Origin of the sequence: Pseudomonas sp. PA-5-4B (assembly GCF_021606215.1) — a bacterium.
In the GTDB taxonomy this organism is placed as follows: Bacteria; Pseudomonadota; Gammaproteobacteria; order Pseudomonadales; family Pseudomonadaceae; genus Aquipseudomonas; species Aquipseudomonas edaphica.
The window spans coordinates 1-22,363 of record NZ_WKDB01000089.1; the positions used below are offsets into that span (position 1 = coordinate 1).

Consider the following 22,363-nt stretch of genomic DNA (forward strand, 5'->3'; position numbering starts at 1 on the left):
GGGTTGTTGATTTTGCTGGGAGGGTGCTCCGCTTCGGTTTACATCCCGCTGGCAGAAATCGTCACCAAGGGTTTCAGTCCAGGTAATCGCTCCCGGGTCATGGGGCTGATCTCCAGTGGCACCAGCTATGGCGTGTTCATCAACGGGTTACTGGTGTCGTTTCTCACCTTGCAGGGTGGCTGGCGCTCGATCTGGTTGACCGCCGGCCTTGTGTCATTGGGCCTCTGTTTCGTGGCCTGGTTTCTGTTGCGTAACATGGGGGCGGAGCAGGCGGCTGGTTTTTCAGGTGAGCGCTCGCGGTCGCTCGATGGCCACACGCCATGGCTGAGCCGTTCGCTGTACCTGATCTGGGGCATCGCCTTTCTCAATGGGATGGCACTGCTGCCGTTTCAGACTTACCTGGCACCTTACCTGCGCGATGAATTAGGCGTTTCGGTACAGGACGCAGGGTTTATCTGGACGACGATCGGCGCTGTGGGGATGGCGTCGGGCTTTTTGGTGGGGTGGGTTGCGGACAAAGTGGGTGCCAGGGCGGCCTTGGCCCTGTGCTTTCTGAGTGCGGGTCTGGCAGCCATGCTGGTGTTCAGTTTTAACACTATCGCGTTGTTCTATTTGGCGGCTTTTTTGTTTGCGCTGGCGTTTTATCCCATTTTTGGGTTGGTCCCCAGCTATATCGGGCAAATCGTTCCGGTCAACCGGCTGACGCAGGCATTTGGCATTGCCAATGTGCTGATTGGCCTGGGTGGCGTGTGCGGTAACTTTCTGGGCGGGCTGTCCAAAGACCTGACAGGGTCGTTCGCGACAGTCTATTGGGTGGTTTCGCTGCTTCTGTTATTGCAATGCGTGATGGTGTTCATGTTGGGCAAACAGCCTGTTTCGCTGACGGAGGGAGAACGGTCATGAGCTATTTTGCACAGGGCCCACAACAGAATTTGCATGAGTTTGCGTTCAGCCACGCGCGTGCCGAACAGTCACTTATGACGCAAATACCTAGGGTCATTTGGATGACTGGCCTTTCTGCCTCCGGGAAATCGACCATTGCCGATGCGCTGGATATTGCCTTAAGGGCCCAAGGCCGGTTTACCTGCATCATTGACGGCGATTCGGTACGCAGTGGGCTTTGTCGTGACTTGGGGTTTACCGACAGTGATCGGGATGAAAACATTCGGCGGGTCGCTGAGGTGGCGGGTTTGATGGTGGAGGCGGGACTTATCGTCATTGTTGCGCTGATCTCGCCGTCATCGGCCAGTCGGCATTACGCGCGCTCGATTATTGGCAACGACCATTTTGTAGAAGTCCACGTGGATGCCCCACTGGCAACTGTCGAACAGCGGGACCCTAAAGGTTTGTATAAAAAGGCGCGATCCGGGCTGCTCAAGAACTTTACGGGTATTGATTCGAACTACGACACTCCGCTGTTTCCTGAAGTGCATCTGCAGACCCACGTGTTTTCGGTTGAACAATCGGTCGGGATCATTCTTGATTGGATGGCGCGTGCGCAGGCCCCTGCTTAGCCATTGGTCTTCCAGCTACGGGGTGGCGACTTCGACTCCAAGAAACGAGGTATTCTCTGCCAAGGCAGAGCGTGCAGGTTTTTCGGGAGTTGGAATGACACATTTCACGGGCACTGCAAAATCAATCCGGCTGATCGGCGGCGCCCGGGTATTGGATTTTATCAATACCACTAATGGGCGCAGGCCGTATTCCACACTTAAGGTGACGGAAGAGCGGCTCACCAGTTTTAAGTTCTTCATTGAGTGGGCATTACACGCCTCTTTGCTCTCTGAGCAAGAGTACGATGCATACTCGCCTATGGTGTTTGACTCGCCTATATCCTTCCAGCCAGACCTGGACGCTGTTATTGCATTCAGAGAGCGTCTGTACGGCGTCTTCCACAACCTGTCATTACGCCAGAACGTCACCGATGAGGCATTACAGCAGATCAATCTGCACTACCAACAAGGCGCGGTGTGGCGAGTATTGCGCTCCATTGACGGGATGCCCGCATGGGGTTGGCGCACCTGCAGCTCTGCGCAAGAGTTGACGTCGATGCTGATAGCGCGCCTGGCCACAGACGCGACGCAACTGCTGGTATCGAGCCAGCTTCACGCGTTGAGGAGCTGCAGTTGTACCGATTGCGATTGGATATTTCTCGACCTCTCCAAAAGTAAACAACGCAAATGGTGCCAGATGAGTGTGTGTGGCAGTCGAGAGAAGCTGAGCCGACTCAAACAGGTGGCCGGTCATCTTTAGTTGCAACGCAGTAAGGCGAGCGATGGGAAGCAATTGCTCCGCTTAATAGGAAGCATTACTATTCACGCCCCGCCTCCCAGTGCTCACGCGATGATTCCTCAGCCGCCCCGCAGAACAGGCTTTTTCGAGCATTACGAAGAGTTGATCGGTACCTGGACACGCCGCCTGAGAAACCGTCAGCAGGCCGAAGACCTGGCTCACGACACCTTCGTGCGCGTGCTTGAGTCGCGTTCGAGCGACGTTGAGCAACCGCGCGCCTATCTGCATCAAACGGCGCGCAACATTGCGGTGGACGCTTACCGTCGCGAAGACCGGCGTGAGGCGCTGGCATTGGACGCCTTTGATCAGCGTTCGCCCCACAACGGTGACCCGGAGCATGTCATGCACGCGATCCAATTGGCGGACTCCATCGAGCGGGCCTTGGCCGAGTTGCCGCTTAACTGTCGCAAGATATTTATCTGGCAGAAAATCGAGGGCCTCACCCAGCAAGAAATCGCCGTACGCCTGGGCCTGTCTAAAAACATGGTGGAAAAGTATATGATCCGCACCTTGCGGCATCTGCGCGACCGCCTGGACGCGATGGCCCCATGAACTCTGCCCGTTTTGAAACAGGATCTTCCACGATGGATAGCCGTGCTCGCGACGAAGCCGCGCAATGGTTTGTACGCCTGCAAAACGCCGAGTTGAACCGCGAAGAGCAACAGCGTTTTGAGGCGTGGTGTGCCGAGCAGCCTGAGCATCAATACGAATTTGAAGTGCTGCAAGGCCTGTGGAACGCCGCCGACCTTGTGCCCACGGCGCGTTTGCAAGCGCTGTGCGAGGCCCCGGTCGAACGCCCCAAACGTCGCGCTATTGTGCGTTACGCCGTGGCTGCCAGTGTGGTGGCCATCGCCTTGGGGCTTGGCCTGTTCAGCGGGCTTGATCATCCCAAACCCTACAGTGCCGAGTTCAGCACGCGCTTGGGCGAGCATCGCCAAGTGGCATTGCCCGACGGTTCGGTGATGGACCTGAATAGCCGCAGCGTGGTGGCGGTGCACTATGAAAAGGGTCGGCGCGGCGTAGAAATCAAACAGGGCGAAGCCATGTTCAGCGTCGAGCACGACGCCCACCGCCCATTTATCGTGGCCGCCGGGGCAGGGCAGGTGACGGTCACCGGCACGCGTTTTGATGTCCGCCGTGATGACGACCAGACCCGCGTGGTGGTCGAGGCCGGCACGGTCAAGGTGCAGGGGCGTGCGTCGGATCAGATCGTGATGCTCACGGCAGGGCTGGGCACGCATGTCGATTCTACCGGGCAAGTCGTTACGGCGTATGCCGTGAATGCTGATGAGCTGACAGCCTGGCGCACGGGCAAGTTGGTGTTCAACAACGCCACCCTCGGCGAAGTCGCGCGGGAAGTATCGCGCTATCGCGAGCAGCCGTTGCGGGTCAACACGGCGGCGGTGAGCAACCTGCGGCTGACCAGCGTGTTCAAATCCAGCGACACCGACGCCTTGCTCAAAGCGCTGCCACATATCCTGCCAGTGGCGGTACGAGCCTTGCCGGACGGCAGTCAGGAAATTATTTCACGCTGATATTCAGGTTTTTTTCGAGTTCTTCGTCTTCTTCTGCAACTGCAACTGGTTTGCATTAACAGTCGCACACTCTTGCGATCACAGGACTAGGTTCGACGTGAAAAAACTTGTCGTGAACAACAATAAAGTCTCCCGTTGGGCGCCCCTGGCGCTGGCGCTTGCGGTCAGTTCCGCCCTGCCTGCGGCCTCTGCGGCCGACGGCATCCATATTCGCTCGCAGCCGCTGGGCGCTGCTCTGAGTCAACTGGGCCAGCAGACTTCCCTGCAAGTGTTCTTCAGCCCTGACATGGTCGCGGGCAAGCATGCGCCTGCAGTGGACGGCAACCTGTCTCCCGAGCAGGCTCTGCGCCAATTGCTCCAGGGCAGCGGCCTGGATTACCAGATCGATGCCGGTTCCGTGACCCTTCGCCCACTGCGCAGCGGCACGGGGGAAGCCGGCTCGCCGGTGGAGTTGGGCGTCACTGACATCAAAGTGGTCGGCGACTGGCTGGGCGATGCCAATGCCGAAGTGGTGCAGAACCATCCGGGCGCACGTACTGTGATCCGCCGTGAAGCCATGGTGGAGCAGGGGGCGATGAATGTCAGTGACGTGCTGCGCCGCGTCCCTGGCGTGCAGGTGCAAGAGGCTAACGGCACGGGTGGCAGCGATATTTCCCTCAACGTCGGCGTGCGTGGCCTGACCTCGCGCCTGTCGCCGCGCTCCACCGTATTGATCGACGGTGTGCCGGCGGCGTTCGCTCCGTATGGTCAGCCGCAACTGTCGATGGCGCCGATTTCTGCCGGTAACCTGGACAGTATCGACGTGGTGCGCGGCGCAGGTTCTGTCCGTTATGGGCCGCAGAACGTCGGCGGCGTGATCAACTTCGTGACCCGCGCGATTCCTGAGCAAGCCTCGGGCGAAGTCGGCACCACCCTGGAAACCTCTGCCCACGGCGGCTGGAAACACGTCGACAATGCTTTTGTCGGCGGTACTGCCGATAACGGCATGGGCGTGGCGTTGCTGTATACCGGGGTAAATGGCAACGGCTACCGCAACAGCAACAACTCCAACGACATCGACGACGTGATCCTCAAGACCCACTGGGCGCCGACCGATCAAGACGATTTCTCGCTGAACCTTCACTATTACAATGCCAACGCCGATATGCCCGGCGGCCTGACCCAGAAGCAATTTGACGCCAACCCGTATCAGTCGGTGCGCGATTGGGACAATTTCAGCGGCCGTCGCAAGGATGTGTCCTTCAAGTACCTCCGCCAGATCGACGACCGTACCCAGGCCGAAGTGCTGACCTATTACATCGACAGCTTCCGTGGCAGCAACATTGCCAACCGCGACCTCAAGACCATCAGTTCCTACCCGCGCAGCTACTACACCTTCGGCATCGAGCCGCGGATCTCCCATGTGTTCGACGTGGGCCCGAGCACCCAGGAAGTCAGCGTCGGTTATCGCTACCTCAAAGAAGGCATGCATGAACAGGCCAGCAGCCTCAATCTGGTCAACAACGTGCCGACGCCGGGCGGGCAAAATGACGGGCATGTTTACCAGGATCGCACTGGCGGCACCGTCGCCAACGCGTTCTACATCGACAACAAAATCGATATCGGCAAGTGGACCGTCACGCCGGGCATTCGCTTTGAACACATTGAAACCAACTGGCATGACCGCCCGGTGGTTGCCTTGAACGGTGTGCGCACCGTGGAAAAGAATCGCAAAATCAATAGTAACGAGCCGTTGCCGGCGTTGAGCGTGATGTACCACATTTCCGATGCCTGGAAAGTCTTCGCCAACTACGAAACCTCATTCGGCAGCCTGCAGTACGCGCAGATCGGGCAGGGCGGTCGCGTCAACCAGGCGGCCGACGGCCTGAACCCGGAAAAAGCCAAGACCTACGAGATCGGCACACGCTACAACGACAGTGTCTGGGGCGGCGAAGTGACGCTGTTCTACATCGACTTCTCGGATGAGCTGCAATATGTGAGCAACGACGTGGGTTGGACCAACCTCGGCGCCACCAGGCACCAGGGTATCGAAACCTCGGCCCACTACGACCTGTCGAACCTGGACCCACGCCTCGATGGCCTGACTGCCAACGCGGGCTTCACCTACACCAAGGCGACTGCCGAGGGTGATGTGCCGTTCAAGGGCCGCGACCTGCCGCTCTACTCCCGTGAAGTGCTGACGGCGGGCCTGCGCTATGACATCAATCACTGGACCCATAACCTGGACGTCTATGCCCAATCCGGTCAACGTGCGCCGGGTACTGGCACCACCTACATCACCCAGGGCACCGCCGATGGGCAGTACGGCGATATCCCCGGCTATGTCTCGGTCAACGTGCGCAGCGGGTATGACTTCGGCGCGCAACTGTCGAACCTGAAACTGGGTGTGGGCGTGAAGAACGTCTTTGACCAACAGCACTACACGCGATCCAGTGACAACAACGCCGGGTTGTACCTCGGTCAGCCGCGTACGTTCTTCGTGCAGGCGAGCGTCGGCTTCTGACCGACCGTTTGTAAGAAAAATCGCAGCTCAAGGGCTGCGATTTTTTTTACTTGTTTTTCAAGGTGCTCACCAAGCTGCCCGGGCCCGGGCAGGAACTGTTTCCGCGCGTTTGCCACACAGGTTGTAACCAGCGACGTTGATCGTACTGGTCGTTTTCAGACGCTGAACCAGGGGCCAGACATGACTTCACCTTCGTTTCAATCCGGCCAGACCGATGGCCGCTGCACCTTTGATGGCTGGCATGAAGTTGCTTGCTCGACATCGTCAAGTAAGGAAGACACCTGCGCAGCCTTGTCGACGGTATACGCCACCGAAACGCTGCGAATGAAAGCATTTGTGGGTCAAAAAAAATTCCAGGCGCCCGTCGCAGATGATTTTGCCCGCGGGCTGCATGCGTCAGGGCCTGCCGACAGTTCTAAAGCTCACTGTTTGAGGCGCCCCATTTTTCGCTGGGCTGCGCTGATCAATGGCCTCTGCTCCCGGTGGCGTGGGCAAACATCTGGGTGATCCAGTGTTACATGCTGTTATTGGGATGCTCCTGCCGGCCGGAACTATCGCGTGGCGCTAACCACATATCGGTTGCTTGCTGCCCAGAGGGCGAATCGATGATTCGGGCCACTCTGGTACTGACTTTCAGGCAAGCATGGATCTGCAAAAGGCGAGAGATGAAGCATGAAGATTGAGGGTGCAATACTGCGCGCGCAGCCAATCGGCCTGGGCGGGCCAGAGGTAGGTCGGGTTTCATCGTCCCGCGTTTTTCATTCGCCCGGCGATGAGTCATTCGCAACGCGGGAGTTGCCGTCGCAGCGACCCATGTTGTGGCGTGGAGGCTTGTCTTCGCTGCGCCAGCAGGCGCTGCAAAATGCACCCACGGCTCGCGCCAACACCACACCGCCAGGTCCGAGTTCCACTGATAGCCAATTGGCGGGCGAGCTGGAGAAACACTTTGGCGAGCTGCACGGTTTTTTAAAAGAAGGCCGCTTGACGCAGGCGTCGTTGCGCCAGATCGCAGCTCAAACCTTGAGTGGAGAGTAAGGTGCGCGACCGTATGATCCTGCTGGTCAGGGAAATTCTCAACCGCCCGCTGCTGAACGACGCGATCATCGACGGCGCGGGATACATCACCCGCGACAGCCTGAGCGCAGCCGCTGCAGCGTTGCTGGGTAACAGCTCCCCTGGCGCCTTCAGCCAGGACCCTTTTCATGATCAGGGCAACGCCGAGGTCGTAATGGCTTTGCAAGGCTATTTCAAACAGTTGCGGGACATACCCAAAGACCGCACGGTATTTTTTGAAGCGCTTGAATACGTGGAAATAACCCAGCTCAAAATCGTGATGAGTGATCCTGACGACCTCGATTCGCAGGGCCGCCCCCTGTTGGAGCCCGCTACTGGGCTACCGAGGAAAAAGTACAGTGAACACTGCGTCTACACCGCCAAAAATATCATTGAGCGCCCAGGCCTGCTGCGTTCGCTGGAGCGTGCCAACAACATGCGTTTGCTGGGGCGTCCCAGGCATGAGGGTTGGCTTTGTAACAAAAGCCTGGAACGCTGGCTGGAACAATACGAAGCGCACAAAGCCAGATAGCCCATGGCCTTGTGCGGTGAGCTTGTTACACCTTGAGAATTTTACCGCTGATGGCCACCCCGGCCAGCAGCAGCGCAATCAGCACAAAGGCCGTGCTCAGGCTACTGCCATGGGCGATAAACCCGATAACTGCAGGCCCGGCGAGAATACCGGCATACCCCAGCGTGGTGATGGCCGGCACGGCGATATGTTCCGGCATGACCGTTTGTTTACCGACGGCGGTGTACAACACCGGTACGATATTCGAGCAGCCGGCGCCCACCAAGGCATACCCCAACAGCGCCGTTTCCCAGGCCGGCAATAATGTCGCGAGCAACATGCCGGCAGTCGCCAGCGCGCCGCCAATGACGATCACGCGGGTGGCGCCCAGGCGGCGGACAATCGAATCACCGGTCAGGCGCCCTGCGGTCATGGTCAAGGCAAACGCCGCGTAACCCAAGCCTGCGTAAGCTTCATCCAGACCGCGTTCTGCATTGAGAAACACCGCGCTCCAATCCAGCACGGCGCCTTCGGCCAGGAACACGATGAAACACAGGCAGCCGATAAACAACACCACACCGTGCGGCACGGCAAACGCCGGGCCTGAGCTTTCGCTGCCGTAGGGCAGTAGATGAGGCCCGGCCTTGAACAATGCAAGCGCCATGATGACGATCACCACCAGGGTCGCCTGCAACGGCGACAAGCCCAGCCCCAGCAACCGGCAACCCCTGCTGCGCCGACGATGCCGCCAAGGCTGAACAACCCGTGGAAGCCCGACATCATGGTTTTGCCGCTGGCACGCTCAACGATGACCGCCTGCAGGTTGACCGTCGAATCCACAGTGCCCAGGCCGCCACCGAACAGGAACAGCCCGGCGATCAGCAAGGGGATTGAACTGACCGTGGCGAGCATCGGCAGTGCCAGGCAGATCATGATTGTGCCGGCGGTCAGCACCCGGCGGCAGCCGAAGCGTGAAGCCAGGGCGCCAGCCATCGGCATGGCGATGATCGATCCGACGCCTAGGCACAACAGCAACAGGCCCAGCGTGCCTTCATTGAGGTTTGCCCGTGCCTTGGCGTAGGGCACCAGCGGCGCCCAAGCCGCGATACCGAAGCCTGCGATGAAAAAGGCAATGCGGGTCGACATTTGTTCCAGCCGTCCGGGAACCACGGGCGCTGGGGTGGGGATGGCAGTCATGAAAAATCCTTGGTTTTGCGTTCAACGAACGATGTCCGGCGCGACATCCTTGCACATCATGCCCTGTCGAGCGAGCCGGGTTCCCTTGAAGAGAGGGGCTGACACGCAGGTGCAGGTTTATTGTTACAGCAGCGGAACGTCATGGACGGTGGCGACCACACAGAGGCTATCGGATTGTTGGGCGGTGGTCTGGAAGGTGCGTAATCTGCGTGAAAACGGATGAACCCCAGGTTTTTGCGTTGGATTACCACCTTCCAGTCCACTTCCCACTGCGCCGGTTTTCTGTAATACGCTGCTACCAAGTGTGTAGGCAATCGGAGAAATTTTCCGGTGAATTTTCTTGGGAAGGTGTCTCGATGACTCTGTTCTATGACGCGCGGGGCAATATTTACGGTGTGGCCAGCCCCGACTACCTACGCAGCAGGGGCATTGCCGTGCCTGAATGTGCCGACCGCGCTGCCAGCACTCGAAAAGAGTGGGCAGCATTGGCTATCGCGTCGGAGTGTGAATGGGGCACGTTACCGCGTGCGGCCACTCCCAAGGCACACCGCTGCGATGGTTTGCTGGTCGGGCCGTTCCAGTCTGCGCCGCCGTTTGACGTGTTGATCGTCAATACTGACGGCACGCTCGCCGAACGCAGTGGTAACGGGTTGACGATTTTTTCCCAGGCGCTGACGGATCAAGGTTTGATGACGCAAGGGTGTGAGTTGCAGGTGCATCACGACAAGCAGGATTCAGTCTCTGTGCTGGTGACCTATTCACAACCGGCGATCTTTGAACAGGTTGCAGGCTTCTGGCTGGCCTTGGGCCGGCCGAGTTTCGGGCCAGCAGCGGTGGCCGCTACCGGTACTGGCGCAGCAACATTGGGGCAGTGTGAGTTCAGCCATGTGGCTGCACTGGCGGCGATTGACCCGCAATGGGCCGTCAGCCAGTTCGTCCGTGTGGGCAATCCTCATTGTGTGACGCTCGTCGAGCATGCACAGGCCTTGCCGGACAATCAGTCGATGCACCAGCCCGCACTGTTTGAGTCGTTACGGGCCATTGCCTTTGCACCGCCAGGTGGGCGCGGCCAACCTTGTTTGGCGGGGATCAATCTGCAATGGGCCGCACATGCTTCGGGCAATCGGGTCATCGCGCGGGTGTTTGAGCGAGGAGAAGGACCCACCGCGTCCTCGGGTACCAGCGCGAGCGCAGTTGCCTGCGCGGCATGGCGCGCGGGTTGGGTTGACGCCGGCGAGGTGGCTGTGGTCATGCCAGGTGGCACAGTGCCGGTGCGTTTACAGTGCCAGGCCGAAACGCTGCTGAGCGTCAGTCTGTTCGGGACTGCATGCGTGCAAGCCTGAAGGCGCAGAAGTGGCTGATATCTTGAATGCGTGTCAGCCGTTTCTTTATCGGTTAGTTGTGTGGTTAAAGTTGGCGTAAGAAGTTTCTTGTTGTTGAATGCTACTAAATTCTGCGAATTTATTATTTTGTAAAAGACACGTCCTACCACGTTGTGCGAAACGTCTTTTTTATTTTTAAAGGGTCAAATTCCGCCTGAAATCGCTAAGATTTATTGGGTTCAGGCGCTTTTTCCCGGCAGTTCAATCAATGCCCGATGGGGGGAGGCCTTTCAGTCAAATAATTGATGATGGGTAACTTAGGGATGGTTGAAACATCTGCCGCGCCACGTTTCAAGTTGATACTTCCAGAAATAAACAATGACTTCCAGGTGCTCGCTTTCAAAGGCCGAGAAGGCCTTGATCAGCCTTACTTCATTACCGTGCACTTAGTCAGCGAAAACCCCTCTCTGGATCTGGAGGCGCTGCTTCACCAGCCGGCTTATCTGGACTTTGGCGAATCCGGTGCGGGGCTGCATGGGCGCATCTACGCTATCGGCCGTGAGGGGCCCGGCGTTCGGCTCACTCGCTATCGTCTCACCCTGGCACCACGCCTGGCGTGTCTTGCCCATCGACACAACCAGCGGATCTTCCAGGAACGCAGTGTGCCGCAGATTATTGCGGCGGTCCTTGAGCACCACGGCATTCTGGCGGACGCCTATGCCTTCGAACTGGGCCCTGTGGCTTACCCATCCCGTCCGTTCTGCGTTCAGTACGCGGAAACTGACCTGCACTTTATCCAGCGGTTGTGCGAGGAGGAGGGTATTCACTACCACTTTCGCCATGGCCCGAATAATCACGTGCTGGTGTTCGGTGATGACCAGACGGTGTTTCGGCGTCTGGCTGCACAGCGATTTTGCGCGACGCACGAGCTGGCAGCCAATACGAGAGCCATCCGGCAGTTCGACGTGCGCCTGGAGACCCGTACCCAGCTGACGGTGCGCCGTGATCATGACTTCGAGCATCCGTCGCTGCGCCTGGAAGACAAGGCCGGGCCTGCATTGACGCAGCGCCTTGAGGATTACCATTACCCTGGTGGTTTCAGCGACCATGCGCGAGGTCGGCAATTGGCGCAAAGGGGCTTGGAGCGGCATCTGCGTGACCGCCATCGTGCCGTGGGCAAAAGTGATCAACCGGCGCTGGGCAGCGGCCATTTTCTTGAGCTGTGTGACCACCCTGATCCCACCTGCAACGATTTGTGGTTGCTCACGTCGGTGCATCACGAAGGCTATCAACCGCAGGTGCTGGAGGAAGCAGCGCCCGTGGCGGGCACATTCCACGGCTACCGAAACCGGTTTACCGCAACACCCTGGCGCGCCGTGCATCGGCCCCCCATCAGACACCCGAAACCTACCCTCAACGGCAGCCAAACCGCCATCGTGACGGGGCCAGCAGACGAGGAGGTGCACTGCGACGCCTACGGTCGAGTAAAGGTACGTTTTCATTGGGACCGCCTGGACCCCACCGATGACAAAAGCAGTTGTTGGGTACGGGTAGCATCCGGTTGGGCGGGCGATGGCTTCGGCGCCATGCTGATTCCGCGGGTGGGCATGGAGGTGCTGGTGACCTTTCTGGAAGGCGACCCGGACCAGCCGTTGATCAACGGCTGCCTGCCCAATGCGCTGCACAGGCCGGCTTACCCTTTGCCGCAACACAAGACACGCAGCGTGTTGCGCAGCCGCAGTGTTCCGGGGGGCACGGGGGCCAACGAACTGCACCTTGAGGATCGCCACGGCGAGGAACTCATCTTCCTGCGCGCCCAACGGGACCTGGAACAGCAGGTCGGCCATGACAGTCGTCTTGAGGTGGCGGGAGAGCGGCGTGAAATCATCCGCGGGTTAAGCACGGTTCATTTGGAAAGTGGCGAGCAGCGACACATCACCGGAGACCGCACTGCCATGCTTGGCACGAACGATCGGCTGGATGTGCAGGGAGACAGCCAGACGCATATCGGTCAGTCCATGGTTATCCAGGCCGGGCAGCAGATCGTCCTCAAGGCCGGCGCCAGCCTGATCATCGATGCGGGCGCACAATTGAGCCTCAAGGCTGGAGGCGAGCACCTGATTATCCAGGCGGGCGGCATTTTCAGCAGCCGGCCTGTCACCGTTGGCGGCTTGCCGCCCCTCACTCGGTCCGCGAACCCATTATCGGCCATGGATGCGCCGAACCTCTCGACGGCCCAAGGCACCCTTCTGGACGAGGCCCGGCAGTTGGGCGCGGACTTCTGCCCAGTGTGCGAGGCGTGTCGTGAAGGCCAGTGCACCCTCATGCGGAGGGCTGCCTGATGCCAAACGAGCCAGGCCAGTGGATGGCCGAACAGCATCAGGCGGGGCGCCGACTGTGCTTGATCCTTGATGGTCACCACGGCGCACGTCAACAGCTGTTGGCGGTGCGTAACCTGTCGCAGTATTGCAGCCTGTACGCTGAGACCGCCCTGGTCGAGTTGGCAGCGGCAGGCCCGTTGATTCTGTTGGTGGAGCAGGCGGACGAGCCTGCGCTGGTTGATCTGCTGCAACACCCCGAGACGAACTGGGGCTGGCTGGGCAGCCTGCCCGGTGATGATCTGGCTGGCGTGGTTCGGCATTGGCGCGAACGTCTGCTGGTAGGGCGCCAGGGAAGCCAGGCCGTGTATCGCTTTCACGATAACCGTACCTTGGCACGTGCTTTGACCCATTTACAGGGCGAGCACTGGCCAGTGTTTCTCGGCCCACTGATCGGTGTGTGCTATTGGCACCAAGGCTGTTGGTGTCGGGGTGAAAACCCAATGCCGGGGGAGTATCCCGTGCCTGTGCCTGTGCCCTGGCTGAACACGCCCAATCCTCAGGCCGAAGTGATTCTGCACGCCAATATCCTGCGTTATCTGCTGACTGAACACAGCGAAAAGCTCGCCGGCTTGGTCGAGTTTCAGAACCCCAGAATCTGGCTGGCGCAGGTTCTGGAGCAGGCCCGTGCCTGGCAATGGCGAGCCCCCCAGCAGCTCGAGTTTCTGGTGGTGCGTCGGTTGGAGGAGGCGACGCAAGGCAGCACGATTCGGTGGCAGCCGATAGAGGGCGAGGCGCCGTCGGAACATTTTGAGCGGGTGTTACGGGAGTGGCAAAAGCATGAATAGGTGGACGCGCAGCGTTTTGATAACGCTCGGTGCAGGATGGCTCTCGGGTTGTGCGCTGGCACCGCCGGCTAAGCGTTTTACCCTGGAGGTGGATTTACCCGCACAGTTTCGATTCATCGGTGCCGCTAACTACCGTCCCGCCAGATATGAACTCTGCACCTTGCCGCAGCGTCGAGGCAAAAGGCCGGAACGCAAGATCTTTATTGCCGATTACAAACCCGTGGCCGAACGAGTGAGCTATGAGTTCCCGCTGACTGAAACCATTGAGGGGTGCCCTACGGTGTTGCGTAGCGTGGAGTTCACTCTTTATGCGAAGTGGGGTGAGCGATATAGCGATGTCGACGGGGATTCCGCAGGGATCTTTTTCGCCGATCCCATTGAGTCTGAACGTGTCGCAGGCATGCCGGACTCGGGTGTCCAGGAGTTCGCCGGGCAATGTATGTGGTTTTTTCGTACGGTGGGTCCCTTGCATGCGATCACGAAACTGTTGGAATGCAGAGCGTTGAACACAGCGGGGCAAAGGGAAGAAAGGCTGGCGGGTGGTGTAGTACAGAGAGAGCTGCTCCCAGGAAAAAAAGTAAGGCTGACGTTGAGCGTTATAGACGAGGAGGCACCCGCTTTTCAGGACACTTGGCTAGCTGTACCAGGGGGATGGAAACGGTGCCGGGGTAAAAGCTTTGAAGATCTGTCCGGATACTGTGGCAGTAACACCACGGACTTTAAACCTATAAAGATGCCGGATGGACGTATCTGTGATGTTTATCCGACGTGCAATTAACAAGGAGATGACTCATGAGCCAGGCAGCATGGAAGCAATCTTTTTTCAGTAGCAAGATGCCCGCTTGCCCGTTGAAAGGACATTGGGCAAGCGTTTGCCTGGTGGATGAAACGGGCAGCGGGAAGGCTTACGGTGGGCTGGTCTACACAATCCAAGACACTACAGGGCGCCGGTACAACGGAAGGTTGAATGGAGAGGGATACGCCAAGGTGGAAGGGTTTTATTGCGGCCCTGTCATTCTTTCTTTGGATGCGCAGTATTCAGGCGACGAAGAGCCATATTCCAAATTGAGAAAGCGCAAGACTTACCCGTTACCTATCACCGAACTTCAAGCCCGCGCCGAACACACCCGATTTTCAGCGGCTGATGGCCAACGTATCGAGGGTAACCCTGCACAAGGCCAAGCCGACCGGTTTTATCAGGTTGAGGTGCGCGACCTGGTTCGACATAGTGCCCACCTGCCGCCGTTTGCCTCCAGAACCTATCAGCCTCCAAGGCATGCATTGAAAATGATGGCTGAGCTGGGGTTTGGTCCGCCGCAGCCGGCATTGTCAGGCGTCGTGCTGTTCCCCAACCTGCACACGGTGTTGGAGGTACGGCCTTTGCGGGCCCTGCGCCCGATGTTGTCGACCGATGATCAGTTTTGTGCGTTGAACCTGTATCAATTGGCGTTGATGTCCACATTGAGTTACTGCGATTTTGGCCAGCAACCTCCAAAACCTCCGGTGGAACACGTCAGTTTTCCCCTGGATCCCAGCGCAGGCAATCTGTTCGTGGAAAAACTCTCGGGGTTTCAAGAAGCCTGGAAGGTCGATCGTGATCAGGCTCAACGCTTCTACCCGTTGTATGAAGAGGTTCCATACTCCCAGCGGTTTGAGATATTGCCTTTCGATCCTGAGTTGTATCCACAAAATCGTCCGGAGCTTGAAGAGAAACAGGAGCATCCAGCTAGCCTGCACTTTTTTGACGATGAAGCCTTCGGTACGGATACCCAGGCGTTTATCAGTCACCACAACGAAGTGATTCTGATCGCTGTACGCGGTACCGCCAGTGGTGCCGATGCTTTGCGAGACGCGAATGCCCACCAAGTGCCATTTGCTGAAGGTGTTGGCAAAGCCCATGAGGGCTTTTATCAGGCCTATCGAGCGATGCGCGACTTTGTTCTGCGCTACCTTTACCGATTTTACAGCGGACAGCGCATTGTGATTTGCGGCCACAGTCTGGGCGGTGCCATTGCATTGCTGTTGGCTGAAGGGCTACGCCGCGTTCCTGATCGTAAGTACAACATCCTCCTCTACACCTACGGCGCTCCCCGCGCCGCAGACTCCGAGTTTACCGACGGCGCCTCAGCCCTTATCCATCACCGCATCGTCAACCACAACGACCCGGTTCCCAGTGTCCCTGCCACGTGGATGAACACCACCGCCAAACTCTGGGTGCCGGGCGCCGTCACGCTTTTTGCCGCGCCCGGTGCGGGTGGCCTGCTGTTCGCCGCTGGCCTTGTGCGCGTCGGCGGCAATCCTTACCAGCATCACGGCGAACAACAGCACTTCATGCCCATCAAGCTGCCGGACGGCACGCACTCCTCAGTGTTATGGACGCCCGGTTGTGAGTCCATCCTTGAGGCGGGATGCAACCGTATACTGCAACTGCATGGCGATATGCCCGAGCGTGCCAACCTGTTGAAACAACTGTTCCAGGCCAGCCAGCATTTCATGACCGCCAGCTACATTCCAGCCGCGTGGGCCACTCTGCGCCGCTGGCAGCAAACCGTGGAGTGCCAGGGGCCTTTGATCACCGCCAGAGAGTTCGAGTTGATAGACCTGGCGCTCGACACCATGACCCAACAACTGCGCGACAAGAACCGCGAGCTCGAGCGTCGTCGCCCACCGAACCAACGCGATTATGGGCATGCGCATAACCAGGCACTGAACGCTGAAGTCGACCGCTTGCGCAGCAGTCGGCGCCGATTGGAGTCGTTACGCTGGCGCCGTCTGGACGTGCGTGACGTGTATGGCAGCCACGCCGATTCCACCGGCTTGCAGCCCAGCGTGAAACGCTGGTTGCGCCACCGTGAAAACCGCAAGTTGGCGCAAATCGCCAGTATTCCCGCGCCACTTCAGGACGGCGCCGGCCGGGTGCAGCCACTGGATATTGATTCAATCGTCTGACCCCGGGGCTTACAAAAACTCCACCTGTGCCGGTCTGCGTTGCATCAGCACCTTGCCATTGCGGATCGAATATAACGGCAGGCCTTGGCTGCGGATCACCTCGTAGTCACTGTCTGCCGAAAGCACCAGCAGGTTGGCCGGGCGACCGGCTTCCAGGCCGTAACGGTCACCCAGGGCCATGGCCTTGGCGCTGTTGTCGGTGACCAGGTCCAGGGCGCTTTGCAGGTTGCGGTAGCCCAGCATATGGCAGATGTGCAGACCGGCTTCCAGCACGCGCAGGATGTTGCCGTTGCCCAGCGGGTACCATGGGTCGACGATGGAGTCCTGGCCGAAGCAGACGTTCATGCCGGCCTCGAGCAGTTCATTGACGCGGGTGACGCCTCGGCGTTTCGGGAAACTGTCGAAGCGGCCCTGCAGGTGAATGCTTTCGGTAGGGCATGAAACGAAGCTGATGCCCGAGTGGCCCAGCAGGCGAAACAGTTTGGCGCAGTAGGCATTGTCGTAGGAACCCATCGCCGTGGTGTGGCTGGCGGTGACGCGCTCGCCCATGCCGCGGCTGCGGGCTTCTTCGGCGAGTACTTCGAGAAAGCGCGAGTGCGGGTCATCGGTTTCGTCGCAGTGCACGTCCACCAGGCAGCCGGTGCGTTCGGCCAGGTCCATCAGGAACTTCACCGAGCTAACCCCTTGGTCGCGGGTGTATTCAAAGTGCGGGATGCCTCCGACCACATCAGCGCCCAGCCGAATGGCTTCCTGCATCAGTTCGCGGCCGTTGCGGTAAGACTCGATGCCTTCCTGCGGGAAAGCGACGATTTGCAGGTCGATCAGGTGCGTGCTTTCTTCACGCACCTCCAACATGGCTTTGAGCGCGGTGAGGTCAGGGTCGGTGACATCAACGTGGGTGCGCACATGCTGGATGCCATGGGCGGCCAGGGCCTGGATGGTTTTCTTGGCGCGGGCCTTGGTGTCTTCCTGGGTGATGGTGGCTTTGCGTTCGCCCCAGCACTCAATGCCCTCGAACAGGGTACCGCTCATGTTCCAGCGTGGCTCGCCAGCGGTCAGCGTCGCATCCAGGTGGATATGGGGTTCCACGAACGGAGGTATGACCAGGTTGCCAGCGGCGTCAAGATCGTCAGCTGTTAATGTCGGCGCCACGGTTTGTGCAGTAATGCGGGCGATCCGGCCGTGTTCCAGGTGCAGATCATGCAGGCCTTCACGGTTGCGCAGGCGGGCATTGATGATATGCATGGGCAAGTTCCTCTTGGCTTTGGATAATCAGGCAGTCAGCCGCCAGGTCATCAGGGTTATCAGCCACAAGGTTACCATCCTCATGGCAACAGTCGGGTTCATGCCTGTACGTCAGCCAAAGGTGCGCGCACGCGCAGGGCCGCTGTGAGTGCGATGTAGGCCAGGGAAGCGGCCACAATCCCCACCAGGGGCGCCACCCACGGTGAGTGAAACGCCAGCACGGTGCCCACGGCATACGCCGCCAGCCCTGGCCAATTGAACGCCGGCAGGCGTACATCGGCCAGACGCGGGTACTGGCCGCGATAGCGGTAGAAGAAGTCCGCCATGATGACCCCGCCAATCGGCGGGATCACGGTGCCCAACAGAATCAGATAAGGCACCAGCAAGTCGTACATGCCAAGCAGTGCCAGCAGGGTGCCGATCACCGCGCCGGCCAGGGTTACGGTTTTGCGCCGCCGGGTACGCAGCAGATTGCAGCCGGCCACGGCGAAGTTGTAGATGGTGTTGTCCTGCGTGCTCCAGATGTTGAGCAGCAACATGACCATCGCCGCCATGGCGAAACCTTGCAGCAACAGTACTTCGACCACATCGGGTTGCTGATAGACGATGGCGCCATAGGCACCGATCAACACCATCAAGCCATTGCCGATAAAAAAGCCGATCAGGCTGGCCAGCACCGCGACCTTGGCCGAACGAGAAAAACGCGTCCAGTTGGTCGCCTGGGTGGCGCCGCTGACAAAAGTGCCGAATACCAGCGTGATGGCGGTGGACAAGTCCAGCTCCGCCGTCGGCACCACTGCCAGCAAGCCTTCCAGGCCGCCGACTTTGACGGTGGCGACCCACATCGACAGCAACAGCAGGATGCCCATGGCCGGCACCGCGATATAGGACAGAATCTCCAGCCCGCGATAGCCGATATACGCGGTGGCGCAGAACAGCAGGCCAAACAGCACCATCAGTGCCAGCACCATGCCTTGGTTCAATTCGAAATATTTGCCCAGCACCACGGCCGCGGTGGCGGTGCCCCAGGCGTACCAGCCGATCTGGGTGAAGCCGAGGATCAAGTCGCTGAGTTTGCTGCCCACCTCGCCAAAGCAGAAGCGCCCCATCAGGACCGAATTCAAGCCGCTCTTGAAGGCGATGTAGCCCAGGCCTGCGGCGTAAATACCCAGCAACAGGTTACCCAGGGCCACGACGCCGAGCATGTCGGTAAAACTGAACGCCACGCCCAGCTTGCCGCCGGCGAACATGGTCGCGGTGAAGAAGGTGAAGCCCAGCAACACCATGGCGGTGGACGCAAGGCCCTTGCGCGCATGCATCGGCACTTCGCTGAGGGGGTAATCGTTACCCGGTTCTTGCTGCGTCATGGCCTTGCTCCCTGGATGACTGACGCAGCGCTGTTGCACTGCGCGTGCCAAACCGGCAGCGCGGCGTATTTGTCGCCAGGCAGCTGTGTCGAGCGCGCCCAAGCAGGCACGAAAGCAGTGCAGCGGTGAGACAAAATGGATCAGTCGAACAGCGTCTGGGTGGTCTCGCCACGATGAAACGCAAACGCCGCTTCAAGGTCGCTTTCGATGGTGCGCCCACGGGACAGGGGCGGCAGGTCGTCGAGGGTAAAAAAGCCCACTTCAGTGGTTTCAAAGCCCGCCATCGGCGCCCGTTGGTCGACCCGCTCGCACAGGAAATACAGCTTGTAGAAGTCCCGCACATCCGGGCGATACAAGCCCTTGGCCTTGTGCGTGACGCTGTACAGCGCGCGTGCCGTGACGCTCAGCCCGGCTTCCTCACGGATCTCCTTGACGATGTTTTCCGCCGCCGACAGGCCGATATCGGCGTACCCACCGGGCAGGGCCCAGCAGCCGTCGGTCAATTCGCGCACCAGCAGTATCCGGTCGCCCTCGATCACCGCGCCGCGTACGTCAATCATCGGGGTTGAATAACGCTTGGCAAAATCCGGCACCAGCCCGGTGATGCGCGCAAGCGGCACATCCGCCAGTTGCGCGAGCATGCTGTGGGCAATCTCGGCAATTTCCTCAAGGCGCTCACGCTCAAAGTCGTCAGTGCAAAAATGCAGCCCCGTGGACGCCAGTGCCTGCAAGCGTTTGGCCTGGGCCAGCCAGAGGTTTTCCATGGGGTGCTCCTATAGATGTTTGATCATAAATACGCGGCGCAGGCCGTGTTCCTCGGCGCGATGGGTTTGCACATAGCCACGGCGACTGTACAGCGCGAGGTTCTCGGTCATCACCTCATTGGTGTACAGGCGGATGGCACTGTAGCCGGCATCAAGTGCCTGCTGTTCGGCAAAATCCATCAGTTGTCGGCCGAAACCAAGGCCCTGGGCTTGTGGGGTGACGGCGAGGTTATCCAACAGCAACGCCGTGTCGGTGTGCCTCAGGATAACAAAGCCTTGAACTTGCCCGGCGTGGTCCAGCACATGCACGCCCCCGTCTTCGACCAACTGCGGGTAGTCCTCCAGCATTGGCCCGGGCTTGCGGCCGATGCGCTCAATGTAGGGCGCATAGGCAGCCTGGACGATGGCCTCGATAGCGGTACTATCATTGGTAGTGGCGGGGCGTATCAATTCAGCGTGCTCCTGTCATAAAGGCTCAGTCCACTGGCGCTTCGAAGATCGCTTCGATGGGCCGTTCGAACACCTTGGCGATCTTGAACGCCAGCGGCAAGCTCGGGTCGTAGCGGCCGGTCTCGATGGCGTTGATGGTCTGGCGCGACACGCCCAGGCGCTGCGCCAGATCGGCCTGGGACCAACCCAGTTCTGCGCGTAACTGGCGCAGCTGATTATTCATTGATAGCGCCTTGTGCCAATGATTATGGCCCCACACCAGACGCCGCCCATGATCGGCCAGACCATGAAGGCCGACAGGCGCGGCAGGCTTGCGGTTTCCAGGAAACCGTCGCTGAAGTTTAAGCAAAGGATGCTTTACGTTGGGTGTGCAGGTTTTTCATGTCAAGCACGCTTTACAATTGCAGGGGCCAGGCATAAAAAAACCACCCGCAGGTGGTTTTAAACACTCAAGCGCTTACCCGCCGCGATAGATGCAACCGCTGGTGCAGGTCTCGTGGATGCGAATCGCGCTGAGTTCCGGCAACAGGGGCTTGAGTTCGGTCCAGATCCACTTGGCCAGCACTTCGCTGGTCGGATTCTCCAGGCCAGGGATGTCATTGAGGTAGTTATGGTCGAGGCGCTCGTAGAGCGGCTTGAAAATCGCCTTGATTTCCGAGAAATCGCGGATCCAGCCGGTATGGGGATCCAGGTCGCCGCTCAGGTGGATAGCCACCTTGAACGAATGCCCGTGCAGGCGCCCGCATTTGTGGCCTTCCGGTACATGGGGCAGGCGGTGGGCGGACTCGAAGGTAAACTCTTTGAAGATTTCCACGGTGTGACCTGTAGGGCTTGTGTTGCGTGGCTTGTGGAGTATTGCCAGTAACTGGTGTACTGATCAATGTACTGATTGGTCGTTGCTGGGCGTTGTTGATGTCATCCATTCAGCAATTGCCGACTGGCGCCAAGCGACCGAATTGGGGCCTATTCTAACCTGTTTTGGGAATGTGCCTTCCCTGATCCGCCGATAAACTGTATTGCGGCCCAGACCTGTGGTGTAAAGCACCTCGTCGAGGCGCAGGAAACGATCAATTTTCTCTGCTGCTGCCATGTTGATTCTCCGTGCCGCGGGCGGCGTGAGTCAATGAGCCGCGCTGGGCGGCAGAAGGTGGGTTAGGGTTTTGCTGCTTTCGCGTGGCCGACGCAGACCTTGGTGGGCTCGCCTTGTTCGTCGAGGTGGGCGTGGCACATGAACCCTTTCTGGTTGTGCTCCATGAACTCCGCATCACACGTGGTGATGGGTGACTGGTTGGCTATTGAGCCGAGGCGGTAAGCGCACCCATGGCACGCGCCCGCCAGGTCGCACTTGCTGGCGATCATTACGCCTTGGCATGCTCCGATGAGCGTTGGCAGGTTCACGCTGGTAAACCTGTCGGGGTGGACGCCGCATTCCTCGATCAGCACCTGATCGCTCATCTCAGCGCAGTTCTCCGCGACCGAGTTGGCCATGCCGATCAGTTGCGCCGTGAACTCAACCAAACGGCGCTGTCCATGGATCTGCAGGTAAACCTCAAGCGCAGAGCGCCGCTCTACCAGATCCAGGTGCGCCATGCCCGCCAGGTTCGAGGCATCACTTTTTTCCATGCTGTATTCACAGTTTGCAGGCATACGAATACCTCGACCTCCGCTCGCCGGAAGGCATGTAGGGGGATTGGGGTTTTATTTGCGTTGATTTACTATCGATCAGCCAGCAATCAATGGAAGGAACAAGGCTATGAGTTTCAGCGAGTCGCTAAGAAGCGCCGCCCACCGTGGTACTTTGTTAACTCAACGCTTCATAGCTTTTGCGCGCTCTGAAATGAAGGCTTTTTTGGCGTGTGCTCTAGGCTGTTATCTTGGATTTATCGTATTATTTCTAGTGGAAGCTGATCCGGAGACGGCGACCTTTGGAGATTTTCTCAATGTGATTCATTCATCTTCGAAAATTGCTGCTTCCTTCATAGCAGCGGCTCTTTCGATCGCCCTGAGAT

At 58.9% G+C, this 22,363-nt stretch carries 23 protein-coding genes and 1 pseudogene; 15 read left to right on the plus strand and 9 right to left on the minus strand.

Features of this window, described 5'->3' with window-relative positions:
• The 9 genes from GIW28_RS27620 to GIW28_RS27660 form a co-directional block, all read left to right on the plus strand.
• A partial coding sequence (locus tag GIW28_RS27620; protein ID WP_236490448.1) for an MFS transporter occupies nucleotides 1-903 on the plus strand: 903 nt, incomplete at its 5' end.
• A complete protein-coding gene (cysC, locus tag GIW28_RS27625; protein ID WP_099550080.1) occupies nucleotides 900-1,514 on the plus strand; it encodes an adenylyl-sulfate kinase in 615 nt (204 codons plus the stop codon). The genes GIW28_RS27620 and cysC, both read left to right, overlap by 4 nt.
• 94 nt (nucleotides 1,515-1,608) lie before the next feature.
• Nucleotides 1,609-2,253 (plus strand): CGNR zinc finger domain-containing protein, encoded by a 645-nt coding sequence (locus tag GIW28_RS27630; protein ID WP_236447377.1) that lies wholly within the window; start codon nucleotides 1,609-1,611, stop codon nucleotides 2,251-2,253.
• A 90-nt stretch (nucleotides 2,254-2,343) separates the two neighbouring features.
• Nucleotides 2,344-2,844: a sigma-70 family RNA polymerase sigma factor gene (locus GIW28_RS27635; RefSeq protein WP_017135310.1), complete on the plus strand. Its 501-nt coding sequence runs from the start codon at nucleotides 2,344-2,346 to the stop codon at nucleotides 2,842-2,844.
• A 32-nt stretch (nucleotides 2,845-2,876) separates the two neighbouring features.
• Nucleotides 2,877-3,827, plus strand: coding sequence for a FecR family protein (locus tag GIW28_RS27640; protein WP_236447378.1), 951 nt, complete (start codon nucleotides 2,877-2,879; stop codon nucleotides 3,825-3,827).
• Nucleotides 3,828-3,924: 97 nt separating this feature from the next.
• Nucleotides 3,925-6,330 carry a TonB-dependent siderophore receptor gene (locus GIW28_RS27645; RefSeq protein ID WP_177034964.1) on the plus strand — a complete coding sequence of 802 codons (2,406 nt, stop codon included), beginning with the start codon at nucleotides 3,925-3,927 and terminating at the stop codon, nucleotides 6,328-6,330.
• A 180-nt stretch (nucleotides 6,331-6,510) separates the two neighbouring features.
• Nucleotides 6,511-6,837, plus strand: a complete 327-nt coding sequence (locus GIW28_RS27650; RefSeq protein ID WP_236447379.1) for a hypothetical protein — start codon at nucleotides 6,511-6,513, stop codon at nucleotides 6,835-6,837.
• 306 nt (nucleotides 6,838-7,143) lie between these two features.
• Nucleotides 7,144-7,365: a hypothetical protein gene (locus GIW28_RS27655; RefSeq protein WP_099550076.1), complete on the plus strand. Its 222-nt coding sequence runs from the start codon at nucleotides 7,144-7,146 to the stop codon at nucleotides 7,363-7,365.
• A 13-nt stretch (nucleotides 7,366-7,378) separates the two neighbouring features.
• Entirely contained in the window at nucleotides 7,379-7,915 is a 537-nt protein-coding gene (locus GIW28_RS27660) for a type III secretion effector protein (protein WP_178110951.1), read from the plus strand.
• A gap of 25 nt (nucleotides 7,916-7,940) precedes the next feature.
• Here GIW28_RS27660 and GIW28_RS27665 read toward each other — a convergent pair.
• A pseudogene (locus GIW28_RS27665) lies at nucleotides 7,941-9,091 on the minus strand (MFS transporter).
• A 356-nt stretch (nucleotides 9,092-9,447) separates the two neighbouring features.
• Here GIW28_RS27665 and GIW28_RS27670 point away from each other — a divergent pair.
• From GIW28_RS27670 to GIW28_RS27690, 5 genes are all read left to right on the plus strand, one after another.
• On the plus strand, nucleotides 9,448-10,434 hold the full coding sequence (locus GIW28_RS27670; protein ID WP_099550073.1) for a diaminopimelate epimerase: 987 nt from the start codon (nucleotides 9,448-9,450) through the stop codon (nucleotides 10,432-10,434).
• A 302-nt stretch (nucleotides 10,435-10,736) separates the two neighbouring features.
• Nucleotides 10,737-12,755 carry a type VI secretion system tip protein TssI/VgrG gene (tssI, locus tag GIW28_RS27675; protein ID WP_236447384.1) on the plus strand — a complete coding sequence of 673 codons (2,019 nt, stop codon included), beginning with the start codon at nucleotides 10,737-10,739 and terminating at the stop codon, nucleotides 12,753-12,755.
• A complete protein-coding gene (locus tag GIW28_RS27680; RefSeq protein ID WP_236447380.1) occupies nucleotides 12,755-13,579 on the plus strand; it encodes a DUF4123 domain-containing protein in 825 nt (274 codons plus the stop codon). The genes tssI and GIW28_RS27680 overlap by 1 nt, the downstream gene beginning before the upstream one ends.
• On the plus strand, nucleotides 13,572-14,357 hold the full coding sequence (locus GIW28_RS27685) for a hypothetical protein (protein ID WP_236447381.1): 786 nt from the start codon (nucleotides 13,572-13,574) through the stop codon (nucleotides 14,355-14,357). Before GIW28_RS27680 ends, GIW28_RS27685 begins: the two co-directional genes overlap by 8 nt.
• A gap of 14 nt (nucleotides 14,358-14,371) precedes the next feature.
• Nucleotides 14,372-16,528 carry a lipase family protein gene (locus tag GIW28_RS27690; RefSeq protein ID WP_236447382.1) on the plus strand — a complete coding sequence of 719 codons (2,157 nt, stop codon included), beginning with the start codon at nucleotides 14,372-14,374 and terminating at the stop codon, nucleotides 16,526-16,528.
• 9 nt (nucleotides 16,529-16,537) lie between these two features.
• Here the strand turns inward: GIW28_RS27690 and codA are convergent, their stop codons facing one another.
• The 8 genes from codA to GIW28_RS27730 form a co-directional block, all read right to left on the minus strand.
• Complete coding sequence (gene codA / locus GIW28_RS27695; RefSeq protein WP_017135300.1) at nucleotides 16,538-17,773, minus strand: cytosine deaminase; 1,236 nt, start codon at nucleotides 17,771-17,773, stop codon at nucleotides 16,538-16,540.
• A gap of 98 nt (nucleotides 17,774-17,871) precedes the next feature.
• Nucleotides 17,872-19,140, minus strand: coding sequence for a cytosine permease (codB, locus tag GIW28_RS27700; RefSeq protein ID WP_236447383.1), 1,269 nt, complete (start codon nucleotides 19,138-19,140; stop codon nucleotides 17,872-17,874).
• A gap of 140 nt (nucleotides 19,141-19,280) precedes the next feature.
• Complete coding sequence (locus GIW28_RS27705; protein ID WP_017135298.1) at nucleotides 19,281-19,904, minus strand: NUDIX hydrolase; 624 nt, start codon at nucleotides 19,902-19,904, stop codon at nucleotides 19,281-19,283.
• 9 nt (nucleotides 19,905-19,913) lie between these two features.
• The gene (locus tag GIW28_RS27710; RefSeq protein ID WP_138449291.1) at nucleotides 19,914-20,354 is read right to left on the minus strand and encodes a GNAT family N-acetyltransferase; all 441 of its coding nucleotides are present in this window, start codon (nucleotides 20,352-20,354) and stop codon (nucleotides 19,914-19,916) included.
• A gap of 25 nt (nucleotides 20,355-20,379) precedes the next feature.
• Entirely contained in the window at nucleotides 20,380-20,577 is a 198-nt protein-coding gene (locus GIW28_RS27715) for a helix-turn-helix transcriptional regulator (protein WP_017135296.1), read from the minus strand.
• A 234-nt stretch (nucleotides 20,578-20,811) separates the two neighbouring features.
• Complete coding sequence (queD, locus tag GIW28_RS27720; protein ID WP_236447385.1) at nucleotides 20,812-21,168, minus strand: 6-carboxytetrahydropterin synthase QueD; 357 nt, start codon at nucleotides 21,166-21,168, stop codon at nucleotides 20,812-20,814.
• A gap of 63 nt (nucleotides 21,169-21,231) precedes the next feature.
• Nucleotides 21,232-21,444: a helix-turn-helix transcriptional regulator gene (locus GIW28_RS27725; RefSeq protein ID WP_081609232.1), complete on the minus strand. Its 213-nt coding sequence runs from the start codon at nucleotides 21,442-21,444 to the stop codon at nucleotides 21,232-21,234.
• A 62-nt stretch (nucleotides 21,445-21,506) separates the two neighbouring features.
• Nucleotides 21,507-21,977 (minus strand): hypothetical protein, encoded by a 471-nt coding sequence (locus GIW28_RS27730; RefSeq protein WP_236447175.1) that lies wholly within the window; start codon nucleotides 21,975-21,977, stop codon nucleotides 21,507-21,509.
• Nucleotides 21,978-22,107: 130 nt separating this feature from the next.
• Here GIW28_RS27730 and GIW28_RS27735 point away from each other — a divergent pair.
• A partial coding sequence (locus tag GIW28_RS27735) for a hypothetical protein (RefSeq protein ID WP_236490450.1) occupies nucleotides 22,108-22,363 on the plus strand: 256 nt, incomplete at its 3' end.

What these genes read in the sequence shown, in the direction of transcription:
- GIW28_RS27685 (WP_236447381.1), top strand. Translation starts at nt 13,572, where the DNA reads ATGAATAGGTGGACGCGCAGCGTTTTGATAACGCTCGGTGCAGGATGG.
- GIW28_RS27640 (WP_236447378.1), top strand. Translation starts at nt 2,877, where the DNA reads ATGGATAGCCGTGCTCGCGACGAAGCCGCGCAATGGTTTGTACGCCTG.
- GIW28_RS27715 (WP_017135296.1), bottom strand. Translation starts at nt 20,577, where the DNA reads ATGAATAATCAGCTGCGCCAGTTACGCGCAGAACTGGGTTGGTCCCAG.
- cysC (WP_099550080.1), top strand. Translation starts at nt 900, where the DNA reads ATGAGCTATTTTGCACAGGGCCCACAACAGAATTTGCATGAGTTTGCG.
- tssI (WP_236447384.1), top strand. Translation starts at nt 10,737, where the DNA reads ATGGTTGAAACATCTGCCGCGCCACGTTTCAAGTTGATACTTCCAGAA.
- GIW28_RS27680 (WP_236447380.1), top strand. Translation starts at nt 12,755, where the DNA reads ATGCCAAACGAGCCAGGCCAGTGGATGGCCGAACAGCATCAGGCGGGG.
- GIW28_RS27650 (WP_236447379.1), top strand. Translation starts at nt 6,511, where the DNA reads ATGACTTCACCTTCGTTTCAATCCGGCCAGACCGATGGCCGCTGCACC.
- GIW28_RS27705 (WP_017135298.1), bottom strand. Translation starts at nt 19,904, where the DNA reads ATGGAAAACCTCTGGCTGGCCCAGGCCAAACGCTTGCAGGCACTGGCG.
- GIW28_RS27660 (WP_178110951.1), top strand. Translation starts at nt 7,379, where the DNA reads ATGATCCTGCTGGTCAGGGAAATTCTCAACCGCCCGCTGCTGAACGAC.
- codB (WP_236447383.1), bottom strand. Translation starts at nt 19,140, where the DNA reads ATGACGCAGCAAGAACCGGGTAACGATTACCCCCTCAGCGAAGTGCCG.
- GIW28_RS27690 (WP_236447382.1), top strand. Translation starts at nt 14,372, where the DNA reads ATGAGCCAGGCAGCATGGAAGCAATCTTTTTTCAGTAGCAAGATGCCC.
- GIW28_RS27730 (WP_236447175.1), bottom strand. Translation starts at nt 21,977, where the DNA reads ATGGAAAAAAGTGATGCCTCGAACCTGGCGGGCATGGCGCACCTGGAT.
- GIW28_RS27725 (WP_081609232.1), bottom strand. Translation starts at nt 21,444, where the DNA reads ATGGCAGCAGCAGAGAAAATTGATCGTTTCCTGCGCCTCGACGAGGTG.
- codA (WP_017135300.1), bottom strand. Translation starts at nt 17,773, where the DNA reads ATGCATATCATCAATGCCCGCCTGCGCAACCGTGAAGGCCTGCATGAT.
- GIW28_RS27630 (WP_236447377.1), top strand. Translation starts at nt 1,609, where the DNA reads ATGACACATTTCACGGGCACTGCAAAATCAATCCGGCTGATCGGCGGC.
- GIW28_RS27635 (WP_017135310.1), top strand. Translation starts at nt 2,344, where the DNA reads ATGATTCCTCAGCCGCCCCGCAGAACAGGCTTTTTCGAGCATTACGAA.
- GIW28_RS27670 (WP_099550073.1), top strand. Translation starts at nt 9,448, where the DNA reads ATGACTCTGTTCTATGACGCGCGGGGCAATATTTACGGTGTGGCCAGC.
- GIW28_RS27655 (WP_099550076.1), top strand. Translation starts at nt 7,144, where the DNA reads ATGTTGTGGCGTGGAGGCTTGTCTTCGCTGCGCCAGCAGGCGCTGCAA.